Origin of the sequence: Endozoicomonas arenosclerae (assembly GCF_001562015.1) — a bacterium.
Taxonomy (GTDB): Bacteria; Pseudomonadota; Gammaproteobacteria; order Pseudomonadales; family Endozoicomonadaceae; genus Endozoicomonas_A; species Endozoicomonas_A arenosclerae.
The window spans coordinates 1-13,442 of sequence record NZ_LASA01000009.1; the positions used below are offsets into that span (position 1 = coordinate 1).

Sequence of the window (13,442 nt, forward strand, 5' to 3'; positions counted from 1 at the left end):
GGAACGGTATTTGAAGTGGCTGAGGGTTAGCTCAATCCAACGGTAACATTCGTCCTTGGAGTCCCAGCCGGGCTCCAGACAGTCTGCTTGTGAAAGGAGGCTTCTTACATCCTCCAGGGTTTTGATGAAATGGGTGTTCATGATGATTTTCATATCCTCATCATGAACGACAGTGCTGAAGTCGGCTCATTTCATGTTAGAAACCAGCCCCTTCTTCAGGCTCATTTCATATTGGAAGAGACTCGGGCTTGTTTGGACTCAGGTCGTAAAGTACACTGTAGTGTCGGCAAACTGGCTGTTTTGGCCATGGGAATCGAAGTGCTCTTTCTATTATTTTTTAGTAATAGAAAGAGCATTTCCACAGTGAACAAATTTGAGAGGTGAGCAGTGGCTCGAGTAACCGTAGAAGACTGTCTGGATAATGTTGATAACCGTTTTGAACTGGTTATGGTCGCTTCCAAGCGTGCCCGTCAGCTGGCTATTGGCGGCAAGGAGCCCAAGCTGGAATGGGAAAACGACAAGCCCACCGTTATGGCTCTGCGTGAGATTGCTGAAGGCCTGGTAACTTCTCTTTCTGTAGAAGAGAAAGTGGTAGACGAAGACGAAGCAGCCATGTTCCTGGCTGGAGTTGAGGGGTAAAACCTCCAGAATTTTCCCGGAGATGTTCTGGATGGCCGGATTGCTGCACAGGAGGAGCGGGCTTTGCTGACTATTGAAGAGTTTGCCGGCCGCTTGAAGTCCTACCTGAATCCCGAACAGGTGAATCTTGTTCGCAGGGCTTACTATTACGCTGAGCAGGCGCACGACGGCCAGACGAGGCGCAGTGGTGAGCCTTATATTACCCACCCGCTCGAGGTGGCTGCCATTCTTGCAGACATGCACATGGACCATCACAGTTTGATGGCTGCCATGCTGCATGATGTGATTGAAGATACCGGAATTGAAAAATCTGCCATTCACGAACAGTTCGGTGAAGTGGTAGCAGACCTGGTCGATGGGGTCAGCAAGCTGACTCACATGCAGTTTGAAAACAAGACCCTGGCCCAGGCTGAAAACTTCCAGAAGATGGCACTGGCCATGGCGCGGGATATCCGGGTCATTCTGGTCAAACTGTCAGACCGACTTCACAACATGCGTACTCTGGGTGTTCTTCGACCGGATAAACGTCGACGTATTGCCAGAGAAACCCTCGATATCTACGTTCCAATTGCCAACCGTCTGGGTATGCACAATCTTCGTATTGAACTCGAAGATCTGGGCTTTCAGGCTATGTATCCCATGCGCTCCCGGATGATCCGCCAGGCTGTGAAAGAAGCCAGGGGCAATCGTAAGGATCTTGTGGGTCAGGTTCAGAGAGCCATTGCCGCTCGTCTTGAAGAAGTGGGCCTTAAAGGCCGGGTGGTTGGACGGGAAAAGCACCTTTACAGCATCTATCGAAAAATGCGAAATCAGAGCAAGTCCTTTGCTGAAATCATGGACATGTTTGCCTTTCGCATAATCGTAGACAGCGCCGACAGTTGTTACCGTGCCCTGGGCATGGTTCATAACCTCTACAAGCCTATTCCCGGGCGCTTCAAAGATTACATCGCTATTCCCAAAGCCAACGGTTACCAGTCACTTCATACCAGTCTTTTTGGTATGCACGGTGTGCCCATTGAAATCCAGATCCGTACTCAGGAGATGGAAGACATGGCCAATAACGGCATTGCTGCGCACTGGTTGTACAAGTCTGGCGATGAAGCTCTGTCGGGTAGCCATGCCCGCACACGTCAGTGGCTGAAAGGGGTATTGGAACTTCAGAAGAACGCCGGTGATTCTCTGGAGTTCATCGAGAACGTCAAAATCGATCTCTTCCCGGATGAAGTTTATGTCTTTACGCCCAAAGGCCATATTCTCGAATTGCCCAAAGGGGCAACACCGGTAGACTTTGCCTACACGGTTCATACCGATGTGGGGAACACCTGTGTAGCCTGTCGTATTGACCGTCGTCTGGCTTCATTGAGCCAGCCTCTGCAGAGCGGTCAAACCGTTGAGGTGGTTACGGCTCCCGGAGCCCGACCGAATGTTGCCTGGTTGAACTTTGTTGTGACAGGTAAGGCCCGGTCAAACATACGTCATTTCCTCAAGAATCAGCGTCGAAATGAGTCTATTGCACTTGGGCGCCGTCTCTTGAACAAAGCTCTGGTCAGCTTCGAAACCCATCTTGATGATATCGATGACCAGGTTCTGAAAGATCAGATTGAAGCGCTGAGCTTCGATACTCTGGATGATCTGTTGGAAGACATTGGTCTGGGTAATCGCATGGCCTATGTTGTGGCTCGAATGCTGATGGAGCCAGGCAGTGCGGAAGAAGCCGAGAAGACCCAGATAGATACTTCTGACTCTGAGAAGCCTCTGTCCATTCGCGGTACTGAAGGGATGGTGATCAGCTTTGCCAAGTGCTGCTATCCGATTCCGGGTGATCCGGTAGTGGGTCATGTCAGCTCAGGTCGTGGCATTGTTATTCACACAGAAAGCTGTAAGAACATTGCTGATATTCGTCACAGTCCTGAAAAGGTACTGGAAGTTGATTGGGATAAAGATGTCTCAGGCGAATTCACCGTTGAGCTGCTGGTGGAACTGGAACATCACCGTGGCATGATTGCTTCCCTGGCCACCAGTGTGACAGCGGTAGAAGGCAATATCGAAAAAATCAGTATGGAAGAGCGTGATGCCAGCTTCTGCATGGTTCAGCTGGTCATTAAGGTGAAGGATCGTCTCCACCTGGCTCGTATCATCAAGCGTCTACGGGTCATAAAGGGTGTCCACTCTATTAACCGCCGCAGAGAAGCTTAAAAACCGGTGAGTGACTCCATCTGTCCGGTGTAAGGATTAACTTCCTGAAATACCTGCAGCTGCACAGCGTTCAGCATATTCAGTATTTCCATCATGTTCGGTGGGGATACTGGTATGTCTGGCTGCTGCGGCAGCATGTTTATGACAAAGTGAGTGGGCAGCAAAAATCCGGTTGGCAGAGATACTAATACTTCTCCTGGCGCATTCAGTGAAAGGGTTATTTGAATACTGACCCATTGGCCATTCTGGCTCAGTACCCCCAAGGTCAGATAAATAACTCCTTGAATAGCAATAATGTGTTGAACAGACATGTGCTGATTGAACTGAGGGATGTTTTGATTCTGAGTCAGTGTCAGGGTAGCCAGGGCTGCAGGTATATGAGGCAGGAGCATGCCCACACCTTGCAGATTGGCATTTTGAATCTGATTGAGTAGATGAAAAGGAACATGGATCGTTTGTGCCTGTCCCTGAGTGGGTTGCACATTGATCTGCAGAGCTTGCTGGTTGGTAGTTCCGTGAGTAAATGTTACTTCAGCTGCTCTTGTGCCGCCTGGCTGACGAACCGTCGAGGCGTTATTAATTTCTCCAAGAGGAGTTGTCAGTGCATGGCTGTACTGGAGGCAGATTGCTGCTAACAACATGCAGATGCTTTTGATCGATCGCCAAATCATTCTTGAATATTCCTTATTATTCGTTGAATCAGTATGGACGAAAATTCCATAAGGACTTGAAAAATACGTGTTGTCCCTTACTATTTGGCTCTTTTCTGTTGAGAAGTGAGCGCATAATGAGTAACAGACAGACCATAAACACTGAGAATGCGCCTCAGGCCATTGGGACCTATTCTCAGGCGGTGAAGGCGGGAACGACCGTCTATATTTCTGGCCAGATTCCCCTGGTTCCAGAAACCATGGAGCTGGATCAGGGCGATTTCAAAGCTCAGACCCGACGCTGTTTTGAAAACCTGAAGGCTATTGCAGAAGCCGCAGGGGGGGAGCTTCAGGATGCAGCAAAAGTGGGTATTTTTCTGACGGATCTCAGTAATTTTAACGCGGTGAATGAAGTAATGGCGGAGTACTTCACCCAGCCTTACCCTGCCCGTGCAGCCATTGGTGTTAAAGAACTGCCCAAAGGTGTGCCGGTAGAGATTGACGCTATCCTGGAGCTGAAATAGCGCCAGAACAGAGCTTCGGGTTAGTCCCAGGGAACATCCCGATACGTGTTGGGGTATTTTTTTCTGTGTATGCTGCTTTTTTGTGCCGTTAAAAATATCTCAGCCGAGGGTGGTTTGACGTCGCCAAGGCGAGCAAGCCTTCTCAGCTGAGCTATGGCAATATCCCTTCGCGTTTCCAGCGAAATCTTTCCCGTTTGCATTAACTCTATTCGTCTGGCTGCGTACTGCCTCTGCTTTGTGGGTGGCAGTGTGATCTCCCCTTTGAGCTGTCGGACAATAACTTTGGCCTGATACTGGAACAACATGAACGGAACCCCCAGAATTTCCATACCGGTTACAGAAAGTTCAGGGAACTCCGGATGGAACAGGTTCATATAAAGCGGCGCGACAGATAACTTGTTGCCAGACAGGAAGGCACCTTTCAAAGATGTTATAACGCTGTCTTCTACTTGATAGCCCGTGCAGAGAATTAGTACGTCAACATCCTCAAGCTTTTCCCCGTCTTCAAGTATCAGGGTTTTTCCCCTGCACTCTGCAATGTCTTTATGGCGGGTAATATTGTTTCCTTCTCCGTAATAGCCTTCTTCAGGAACCAGATGTTCTCTACTGCCTTTGTGAGCGCAAACATAAACTTTGGTGGCTTGAGGGCTGATTTCCCGGCTGATATCTTCTCCGGATGGCCCTGTCCCCATAACGGCCACACGTTGGTTTCGATAATTTTCGGGTACGCGATAAGTGAGGCTGTGTTCAACTTTGCCTGTAAAATCTGAAAGCCCTTTGATGTCAGGCAAGGAGGGTGTGCTGTAGCGGCTGTTACAGAGCACGACGCCTGAGAACTCTTCCCCATTATCAGGCTCTGTCAAAGCTCGCCATTTTCGTGATCCCGAAGATGAATCGATCTGCTCCAGTCCGACAAACTGATGGTTGAAGCGAATTTTTTCAATCAGGCTGGAGTGTCTGGCAAAGTCTTCAAGATAGTTACAGATCTGTTCCCGACTAGGGTAGGTTGGGGTTCCCTTAGGGTAAGGAAAACCCCAGACCTCCATAACCTGCTTGGGGAAATTGGCTCTCAGAGAAGGAAAGGCCGGACTGTAAATGTGTGACAATCCCTGCCTCACATCAGGAATCTCTGTCAGTGACTGCAGTGCCCAGGAGCCCCCCAGACATTCACGGCGTTCAAAAATCGCCACATCTAAATCATTAGCCAGTAACTCACGGGCGATCATCAGACCAGCAGGACCGGCTCCGATGACGGCGATTTTTTTTCTATGGGACATAACCTGTCTCTTTGAATCCGCTTCGAAACAGGATAGACGGTTTGTGAGGAGGTGGGCCGGAAGCTTAGGGCTTCCGGCTAAGGTGATTATAAGTTCAGGTATTGTTTGCGGGTCAGACCGTAGATCACTCTGTCTTCATCCGGAGCGTAATAACCGGCCTGATGCCCCTCTTTTACCATGCCAGACTTCATCATGACTCGTTCTGAGCCTGTATTGTTGGCATAGCAGTCTGCCGTGACCTTATGAGCATCCAGCTGGTCAAAGGCATATTGGATCAGCATCTGACAACCCTGTGAGGCCAGTCCTTTTCCCCAGGCTCTTTGGGGAAGCTGGAAGCCCACTTCATAGACACCTGCCGTCATGGCTGCAGGAACCAGACCCAGCATGCCTGCAAAGTGGTTTGATTCCGCCTCTCTGATAATCAGCGTAATACTGGGTTCAGCTTTTCCAGACAATGCGGCTTCGTTTTGCTCCGCAATAGGCAGAAAGTAGTCGCGGTAGACACTTTCAGGTGCTGGAGCAAAGGGCAGGTAGCGAGTGACCTGCTCATCTCGAAGCATGAAAACAATGTCGTCAATATCGGAAGGCAGTAACAGTTTGATGAGATAGCCTTCCCGTAAGGTTTGGGGGCTATGGGCTAAAAAACGTTTTTCCATAAAGTGTTTGATTACCAGTTCTGTTTCAGACGTTTAGTGCTTTTGACAACGGATTTGACATGGCGGCTAAAGGCCCTGTTCTGAGCCCGCCTTTCTGCCAGTGAAGCGCTGTTCATAGCCTGCTCCCTAAGAAGTTTCCGATAACTCTTCAGCCTTCTCTGGTCGAGATCGCTTGCCTCGATCGCAGACTTAACGGCACAACCAGGCTCTGACTCATGCTGACAGTCATGGAACTGACATTGTCCGGCAAACTCTATGATGTCCGAGAACGTAGCGTCCACACCGGCCTCACAGTGGGCCAGTTGTATCTCTCTCATGCCTGGCGTATCCAGAAGCAGAGCTCCGGCAGCGGTTAAGTGCAAGGATCGGCCTGTTGTCGTATGTCTGCCCTTGCTGTCATCCTCACGGATGCTTCCGGTTTCTTGCTGAGACTGACCGAGAAGACCGTTGATTAAAGTCGATTTACCAACACCTGAAGATCCAATCAGGGCAACTGTTCTTCCAGGAGTACACCAGGGTTGAAGTGGCAGTAGGCTATCTTGATCAAGAGCATTAACGCCTTCTACCAGTAGGTTTCGATCCAGCGCCTGTACCTTGATCAGATAAGAGTCTGGGTCGGGACACAGATCTTTCTTGGTTAACACAATGACGGGCTCAACTTCTGCTTCATTGACCAGTGCCAGGTAGCGTTCAATCCTGCTTAGATTGAAATCCTGATTCATTGAACAAACGATAAAAGCCGTATCTATGTTTGAAGCAATCAGCTGTTCTGAGACTTTTGAGCCCGCCGCTTTTCTGGAAAACAGGGACTGTCGATCCAGCAGTCTGTGAAAGTGCTGGTTATTCAAAAGTATCCAGTCGCCCACTGCCAGAGAGGGCATGTTTGCCGTTACTGCCAATTTTAAGGACGAACCTTCTATGGCGAGATCAATGTTGGAGCGATGGACAGCCGTGACTCTGGCCGGTGTTGTGGTTTCCCATTCGTCCAGAGTGAGTTGTTGTTGAAAAAACGGGCGCCATCCCAACTGTAGCAGGGAAAAAGTAATAGACATAAGAACCCCTGACGTCTAATAAAACGTCATGAAGATGTTTCTTCTTGGGGCAAAGAGCCCCGGTTAAAAACCGGGCAAAGGAAGTGTTTTCAGCGGATTAGGCGCTGATTGCCCGGAAGGTGCTTACTACAATCATGAGTCCCCTCCAGCGGTATCAAAAATATTAATGCTATGACTTTAACAGATGAATTTTCTCTGCTCAATCAGGAGTTGTATCAGACATGTGTACAAATTGCTTCGCAGATTAGGTGAGTATTCAGGTTACGTTGCGTCAGCTCTGAAGTCTGTTGCCCTTCTTGTACGACATTCATCCAATGATCGATCATGTCATGAAAACCCTTGGACTTAAGCATCGGGGTCCAGTCAGGCAGGCTCAAAACCTGTTCTTCATTATCTTTCCATTGGGCTCCCGACGTGAAAGAGTCGAAACGGAAAGAGGCATTCAGATAATCGGCCTGAATCACTTCGCGGGTTTTTCCGGCTAAGCGATTCATGGAAGCTTGGTAGAGGGTTTTGCCAGACTGCCATTGAATGTCCAGTCGAGCGAGGTCACTGTCCGTCTTCTGGCAATGGATAGACAGATCTTCCGGGGAGGTGTTCCCTTCTACATTGATGCTGTCCAGGGCGTGGATGAAATCATCAAAAATGAAGGCTCTGGGTTCCCCTGCAAGATTGTGTCGGTGTTTTTCCCAGCGAAGAGCCAACAGGTCACTTTTCTTGCTGAGGTGTTGGTTGAGCAGGGGTAAATATCGACGATTAAAGCCCATAAACAAGGGCTGATTCTTTTTGGCTGCCAGTTCATACAGTGTTTCACACTGGCTGTAACGATCTGACAGGGGTTTGTCGACGAACACAGGCAAGCCGATGTTCAAAAAGAACTGAGCTATCTCGTAATGGGAGTTTGTTGCACTGTGAATCATTACTGCATCAATACCCATTGTTGGGAGTGATTGATAATGGGTGCAGGTTTCAGAGATTCGGTATTGCTTTGCCAGAAGATTGAGGACTTTGGCGTTTCTTGTGCAGAAAACCAGTTCCAGATCTGCTCTCTGGGTTAATACTGGCAGATAGGCTTTCCGGGCAATGCTGCCCAGTCCGATTACGGCTATTTTCATGGTCGATTATTCATGGCTATTCAGCGGAGGTTGAGCTTATCAGCTCTGCGTAACCTGCTTTATAGTTTGGGAACCTGAAAGTGTAACCTGCATCAATGATTTTTTGATTACTGCAACGTTTACTGCCTCTTGGAGGCGCAGGGTGACTGTCATCCAGTTCTACATGGAGTTGATCGGCCATCCAATGCAGTACTTCAAACATGGGGGCGGGCTCGCTGTCGACACCAAGATAGAGAGAATCAACAGGCAGCTGTTGTTCATCTCTCTGAATCAAATGAGCAAGAATACCGGCGCAGTCGTCTCTGTGAATTCGGTTGCTATAAATAACAGGCTCTTCAGCACAACCTTCGCCTGCTTTTGCCCGATTGATCAGGCGGTTTCTGCCGGGCCCATAGATACCTCCAAAGCGAACAGCTGTTGCCGGGAATGGACTGTTAACCAGAACTTCTTCCGCTTCCAGCATGATCTTTCCGGAATAACGGCTGGGTTCTGTGGGGGAGGTTTCATTCACCCATTCGCCACTATTCTGGTGATAGCAGCTGGTGCTTGAAGTGAAGAGTACCCGTTCGGGATGGTGACCTTCGGATTGCAGGCGGTAAAGAATATTGGCCAGACCCCTGATATAGGCGTTGCGGTAATTGTCTTCGCCGGGTCCATCCGATGCGGCTGAATAAACGACATAGTCAATTTGTGCTGGCCAACTGCCCAGTTGATCCGGGTTAGACAAGTCTCCCTGGATGGGATGAACGCCTTTGGGTAAGCGATCAATGCTACGGCGTAAGCCCCAGACAGAGTAACGGCCAGTTTCCAGAAGTTGTTGAGCCAGTTCGCAACCGACGTCACCGCAACCGGCAATTAATACATTCTTCTTGTTCATTGCTGATTTGCCACTTTTCAGGGATAAAAAAAGGACACCCGAGAGTGTCCTTTAATCTTCAGAAATTGCAAGGGTCAGCTTTCATCTCCAGTTTCTTTTTCAGGAGGTAACTTTTTCAGCAATCTTCCCAGAGAACTGAAGAGTTTGACTGCCTCTTCCTTACTTGCATTGAAAACTTCAGGGTGCAGGAAGTCTTCACAACGGCTTTTAATGAGGCTCATATTTGCATGGGCATCGTATTGAACGCTGGTAGCAGAAAGCTGGTCAGTGAGTTGAATGTCCGTATCATTTTCCAGTGTTTGTAAGTCAGCCAGCGTCAGGTAGTGTCCATCCAGCATGTGTTCAAGTTTGGCAAGGTAAAAAGCATGTGCTCCAATGAACTGACCCTTTTTGTCTGTGAGCAGCTTGTCATCTCCGTCTTCGATAACACCGGTATCCACGAGTTTCATCATTACATCGAAGTTTTCTGGTGACAGCCCTGTGTGGAACATGTCTCTGACCAGGTGATCTTTCAGATCGTATTTTGCCCTGAGCTCAGGCTCTTCTGGCCTCATGCGATAGAGTTGGTAGCACAGCATATCGCTTACCAGCATTTTCATCATAGAGAGCTCAGACTTTCTTACTTCCATATAGGTCTGGACAAAGCGGCCATCGGGTGTTTGGTAAGGACTGGTTAATTCTATATCCTTCGCCATAGCATCTAGGGCAGGCTCAGTGACGTATTTACTGCCCCGGTACTTTTTGGTGATCTCAATAGATTTTTGTTGGAGGTAAGTTAATTGCCTCAAGGTCAGCATTCGATGAGCTTCAGTTTGTGATGCTGGTGCATCAAGGTGTTTTTCCAGATCATTGATACATTGAAGGTATCCTTCACGAAGTTCTACAAGCTCTCTTTCAAGAGCCATATACTCAGCCGCTTTGCCTGGGCGAAAGGAGATACTTGGGAGCCTGTCTACTTCCACACTGACCTGATACGCTTTTACCTTTCCTAGTGTCTTTTTTAGCTCCGTGTGCCACTTTTTGGCGTATTGAGCTTTAAGCTCAGCTATTTTTGCTTTTACCTCAGGGCAGATCTGATCCATCTTGACTGGGTTATTCAATTGCTTGGAAGCCTGCCCCAGTGCTTGCTCTTCTACTTCAGAAAAGCAGCTGACTGAAGGTGAATAGTTTGCCAGCATAGACAGTTTATTGGTCAGTTTTCCGGACTCAGAGCTTGATGTACGCCCTTGACGGGGGCGGGCTTCTCTACTCCACTCCTGCTCTCTGTAATTGAGCTTCTGTTTGAATTGTTCCAGTACCAGGTTGTCCCGTAGTTGGCTGCCAATCTTGTCATGATCCATATTGGTCACATAGAGCTGTTTGCCTACAGTGACACATTGCATCTTTGGATCCATACATTTAGGAGTAGTTATCAGAGCTACTTCCTGATCTGTCTCTGATAATTGAGATTGCTGCCTTGAATGCAAAGATTCTAGAGGAAGGACATTCAAAGAGCTTTCGGGAGACGAGCTCTGCATGCTAGTGGTTGATGTTGTTGCACTACTATGAAGTGATGATGGAAATGTGCCTAAATGGGCGTCGCCTTCGGAGAATTGTCTATGATGCGCTACTTCAGGTGAGGGAGACAGCAGATAGGGTGTCGTAACCGAAAGACTTCGGTTAACTTTGGGGGTTGTGCTGCTTCCATCGGAAGATGAGTCAGTATCCTGTTGAAGGCTTAATTTTCTGACTTCATGAGTACTGGCAGTCAGTTTCTTCATCGGGGATTCAAGAGCTAAAGAGGTTTGGGCAAACTCCCTGAGAGTTTGGGTTGTATCTTCTTGAGGCGACGCTGTTGTGCTCTTACGATGACCTTCGAGAAGCTTCTTGTTCTTTGTTAAATTAAACTCACAATGACATCCAACAGGAGCCCATAGGTCCCCTTGCCTTTCCATTCGAACAGAAAACTTCAGTAAAATGTGAGCTCTGTGAGTTCTTCTGGTGACAGCCCCTGGCTTTTGATATTGGTCGTACAAGGCACTTGCGGTGACTTCAACAGTGTCTTTATCCAGTACATTAAGAACCAGCTTGTGACCGGCATCACCTTTCCCTTTCTTGGTTGGATAGACCTGAAAGTGATTAGGCATTGCCATGAAAGGTTCATTTAAAGCATCCTGACGAACCAGGCCAGGTAATGCTTGCTGAAATCCTGGTACTAATTTTTCTACCCAGTAATCTACAGCTGTCGCAATGTCTTCTTTTCTGGAATCTTTCAGCTCACCTTTCTTGGTGGTATCTCTCTCTTCAGAGATTTTTTTATCCAGATAGCTTCTATGGACTGCGGTTGAATAAAGTTCTGACCGGCAATCCTTACCCAGGTCAATACAAATAACCATATCGGTACGATCCAGATCCCCAACCATTTTGCCTCTGTTTTCAGCGATTTTTTCTTCGTCAGTGCATAGCTGTTCCGACAAGCTATGAGTTATGGACTGAATACCGATAAGGGCATCTCTTTCGGTATCCGACAGCTGAATTACTTCCCCATCTCTTTTGAATACAAAAGTGACGGGGTAACAGTATTCACCATGGCTGCTATCGGGACTGGGCCTTACGGCAAGGCAGGGGGTACTGGAAGGAACAAAAGAGTTATTGCTGATCCATTGACGATAAAGCTCCAGAATTACATGAGGTTCATGTGATGACATAAGCTGAGCAGCGAAAGTATTCTTGGCTGATGCCCCTGCTTCTGTATGAGAACTCTCTGTACTAATAGATAGCAGGTCACTCCAGCTTTTTGCCTGACGTTTCAGTGTGCCACTTTGCATAGGTGAGGCCTCTAAGGGACCTCCAACAGACCCTTCAACTTTTTGCACCATTTGGGAAAGGTATTCACGCGCCTGGATTGCTTGGAGGGTGGTACCTGCACAAAGGCATTCCAGGATCATCTGATCGGGAAAACCATAGCGTTGTTCGGGTTGATCTGGCTTAGCTTTTGCTGCCCCGTCATCTTCTTCTTTCTCTGGTGAGGGGTACTTGAATGAGGCATCTACCTTCGGGGTGAGAATGTCACTGCTTTCAGAATTTTGTAATCGAATGCGTGGAATTGAACCTGCGCTGCTGACACGTTTGTGATTCATCTTGCCGTTATTATCAACTGCAGGTGGTGTCGAAGGCGTAGGAGTTGGCGATTGTTCCCGGCTCGTTAGAGTATCTGTTACAGGCGTATCTAGATTCATGGTCAGAATTCCCTTTTAGCTGTGTATATCCATATGATGCCTCCTTGGACAATCAGGTTGATGATGAGTTCCTTGTGTCCTTGTAATGACAATGAGAAAACGGTGTTGGGCTGACATTTGGTAGAAATTGTTTAATAATAACTGTTTAAATTTACAGTATTCTGGTTGTTTCCAGGCAGGCTCGTATCATTATGACTCTCACAGAATTGCGCTATATCGTGACTCTTGCTCAGGAGCAGCACTTTGGGCGTGCTGCTGCCAAGTGTTTTGTCAGCCAACCCACTTTGAGTGTTGGGGTCAAAAAGCTGGAAGATGAGCTGGGTGTGGCCCTGTTTGAACGATCGCGGAACTCTGTCCGGGTGACCCCTATGGGGGAAAAGGTGATCAGTCAGGCCCAGAAAGTTCTGGAAGAAGTCTCTGGTATTAAACAGATAGCCAAGGCCGGACGTGATCAGCTGACCACACCACTGAGAGTCGGTGCTATTTACACCATCGGACCGTATCTGTTCCCTCATCTTGTACCTCAGCTGGCACAAGTGGCGCCTAATATGCCGCTTTATATAGAAGAAAACTTTACAGCCGTACTGCGCAAAAAGTTGAGAATGGGTGAGCTGGACGCCATTATCATTGCACTGCCGTTTACTGAGCCTGATGTACTAACCCTGCCTCTCTATGATGAGCCTTTCCGGGTTCTGTTACCCGGTGGCCATGACTGGGAATCCAAAGAGGACATTGACCCTGCCGAGCTGGTGAACGAAGAATTGCTGCTTCTGGGAGAAGGCCATTGTTTCCGTGATCAGGTGCTGGAAGCCTGCCCTCTTCTGGCTCAAAAAGACGATTCAGGCGAAGAAAGCGGTGGGATTGAAGCGTCTTCACTGGAAACTATTCGTCATATGGTGGCCTCAGGCATGGGCATCAGTGTGTTGCCTGAGTCAGCGCTGGTGGATAGTCACTATGCACCCAATGTTCTGTCATCCAGGCCTTTTCGGTCACCTTCTCCGAGCAGAACTGTTGCTTTAGCCTGGCGAGCCAGTTTCCCCAGACCCAAGGCAATAGATGCATTATCCAACGCTCTCAGGCTATGCTCTGTAGCGGAAGCCTCTTAGGAGCCTGACCGAGAATATGCAGGTCGGCCTAAAGCCCAGAAAGATCGGCCAGGTTTTCCACTGAATTTGCTTAAATAGGTCAACTATTCGCACAAATCCAGTGAAAAACCTGACTCGATCTACTGAACTTTA

The 13,442-nt window shown here is 48.3% G+C and carries 11 protein-coding genes; 4 read left to right on the top strand and 7 right to left on the bottom strand.

From position 1 onward, the window contains the following. Positions 1 to 387 precede the first annotated feature (387 nt). Positions 388 to 639: a DNA-directed RNA polymerase subunit omega gene (gene rpoZ, locus WG89_RS00875; RefSeq protein ID WP_062260236.1), complete on the top strand. Its 252-nt coding sequence runs from the start codon at positions 388 to 390 to the stop codon at positions 637 to 639. 63 nt (positions 640 to 702) lie between these two features. After that, a complete protein-coding gene (gene spoT / locus WG89_RS00880; protein ID WP_062260238.1) occupies positions 703 to 2,835 on the top strand; it encodes a bifunctional GTP diphosphokinase/guanosine-3',5'-bis pyrophosphate 3'-pyrophosphohydrolase in 2,133 nt (710 codons plus the stop codon). Here spoT and WG89_RS00885 read toward each other — a convergent pair. After that, complete coding sequence (locus WG89_RS00885) at positions 2,832 to 3,506, bottom strand: hypothetical protein (RefSeq protein WP_062260240.1); 675 nt, start codon at positions 3,504 to 3,506, stop codon at positions 2,832 to 2,834. The two genes, spoT and WG89_RS00885, sit on opposite strands and share 4 nt — an antisense overlap. A 116-nt stretch (positions 3,507 to 3,622) precedes the next feature. On the opposite strand from WG89_RS00885, the gene WG89_RS00890 reads away from it, so the two are divergent. Beyond that, entirely contained in the window at positions 3,623 to 4,009 is a 387-nt protein-coding gene (locus WG89_RS00890) for a RidA family protein (RefSeq protein ID WP_062260242.1), read from the top strand. Between the two features lie 20 nt (positions 4,010 to 4,029). On the opposite strand, the gene WG89_RS00895 is transcribed toward WG89_RS00890, so the two are convergent. The 6 genes from WG89_RS00895 to WG89_RS00920 form a co-directional block, all read right to left on the bottom strand. After that, positions 4,030 to 5,286 carry a flavin-containing monooxygenase gene (locus WG89_RS00895; RefSeq protein ID WP_062260244.1) on the bottom strand — a complete coding sequence of 419 codons (1,257 nt, stop codon included), beginning with the start codon at positions 5,284 to 5,286 and terminating at the stop codon, positions 4,030 to 4,032. An 86-nt stretch (positions 5,287 to 5,372) separates the two neighbouring features. Continuing rightward, complete coding sequence (locus tag WG89_RS00900) at positions 5,373 to 5,942, bottom strand: GNAT family N-acetyltransferase (protein ID WP_079253594.1); 570 nt, start codon at positions 5,940 to 5,942, stop codon at positions 5,373 to 5,375. Between the two features lie 11 nt (positions 5,943 to 5,953). Beyond that, positions 5,954 to 6,994: a ribosome small subunit-dependent GTPase A gene (gene rsgA, locus WG89_RS00905; protein ID WP_062260247.1), complete on the bottom strand. Its 1,041-nt coding sequence runs from the start codon at positions 6,992 to 6,994 to the stop codon at positions 5,954 to 5,956. 215 nt (positions 6,995 to 7,209) lie between these two features. Further along, on the bottom strand, positions 7,210 to 8,109 hold the full coding sequence (locus WG89_RS00910; protein WP_062260249.1) for a Gfo/Idh/MocA family protein: 900 nt from the start codon (positions 8,107 to 8,109) through the stop codon (positions 7,210 to 7,212). Between the two features lie 16 nt (positions 8,110 to 8,125). Further along, on the bottom strand, positions 8,126 to 8,986 hold the full coding sequence (locus WG89_RS00915; RefSeq protein WP_062260251.1) for an SDR family oxidoreductase: 861 nt from the start codon (positions 8,984 to 8,986) through the stop codon (positions 8,126 to 8,128). A 74-nt stretch (positions 8,987 to 9,060) separates the two neighbouring features. Continuing rightward, a complete protein-coding gene (locus tag WG89_RS00920; RefSeq protein WP_153301347.1) occupies positions 9,061 to 12,204 on the bottom strand; it encodes a hypothetical protein in 3,144 nt (1,047 codons plus the stop codon). A 191-nt stretch (positions 12,205 to 12,395) separates the two neighbouring features. Here WG89_RS00920 and WG89_RS00925 point away from each other — a divergent pair, with 191 nt between their 5' ends. Then, complete coding sequence (locus tag WG89_RS00925; protein WP_062260255.1) at positions 12,396 to 13,310, top strand: hydrogen peroxide-inducible genes activator; 915 nt, start codon at positions 12,396 to 12,398, stop codon at positions 13,308 to 13,310. The last annotated feature ends 132 nt before the right edge of the window (positions 13,311 to 13,442 follow it).

Bases quoted from the DNA above. Each gene is read 5' to 3' on its own strand.
- WG89_RS00885 (WP_062260240.1), bottom strand. From the start codon at position 3,506: ATGATTTGGCGATCGATCAAAAGCATCTGCATGTTGTTAGCAGCAATC.
- WG89_RS00890 (WP_062260242.1), top strand. From the start codon at position 3,623: ATGAGTAACAGACAGACCATAAACACTGAGAATGCGCCTCAGGCCATT.
- WG89_RS00895 (WP_062260244.1), bottom strand. From the start codon at position 5,286: ATGTCCCATAGAAAAAAAATCGCCGTCATCGGAGCCGGTCCTGCTGGT.
- WG89_RS00900 (WP_079253594.1), bottom strand. From the start codon at position 5,942: ATGGAAAAACGTTTTTTAGCCCATAGCCCCCAAACCTTACGGGAAGGC.
- rsgA (WP_062260247.1), bottom strand. From the start codon at position 6,994: ATGTCTATTACTTTTTCCCTGCTACAGTTGGGATGGCGCCCGTTTTTT.
- WG89_RS00910 (WP_062260249.1), bottom strand. From the start codon at position 8,109: ATGAAAATAGCCGTAATCGGACTGGGCAGCATTGCCCGGAAAGCCTAT.
- WG89_RS00915 (WP_062260251.1), bottom strand. From the start codon at position 8,986: ATGAACAAGAAGAATGTATTAATTGCCGGTTGCGGTGACGTCGGTTGC.
- WG89_RS00920 (WP_153301347.1), bottom strand. From the start codon at position 12,204: ATGAATCTAGATACGCCTGTAACAGATACTCTAACGAGCCGGGAACAA.
- WG89_RS00925 (WP_062260255.1), top strand. From the start codon at position 12,396: ATGACTCTCACAGAATTGCGCTATATCGTGACTCTTGCTCAGGAGCAG.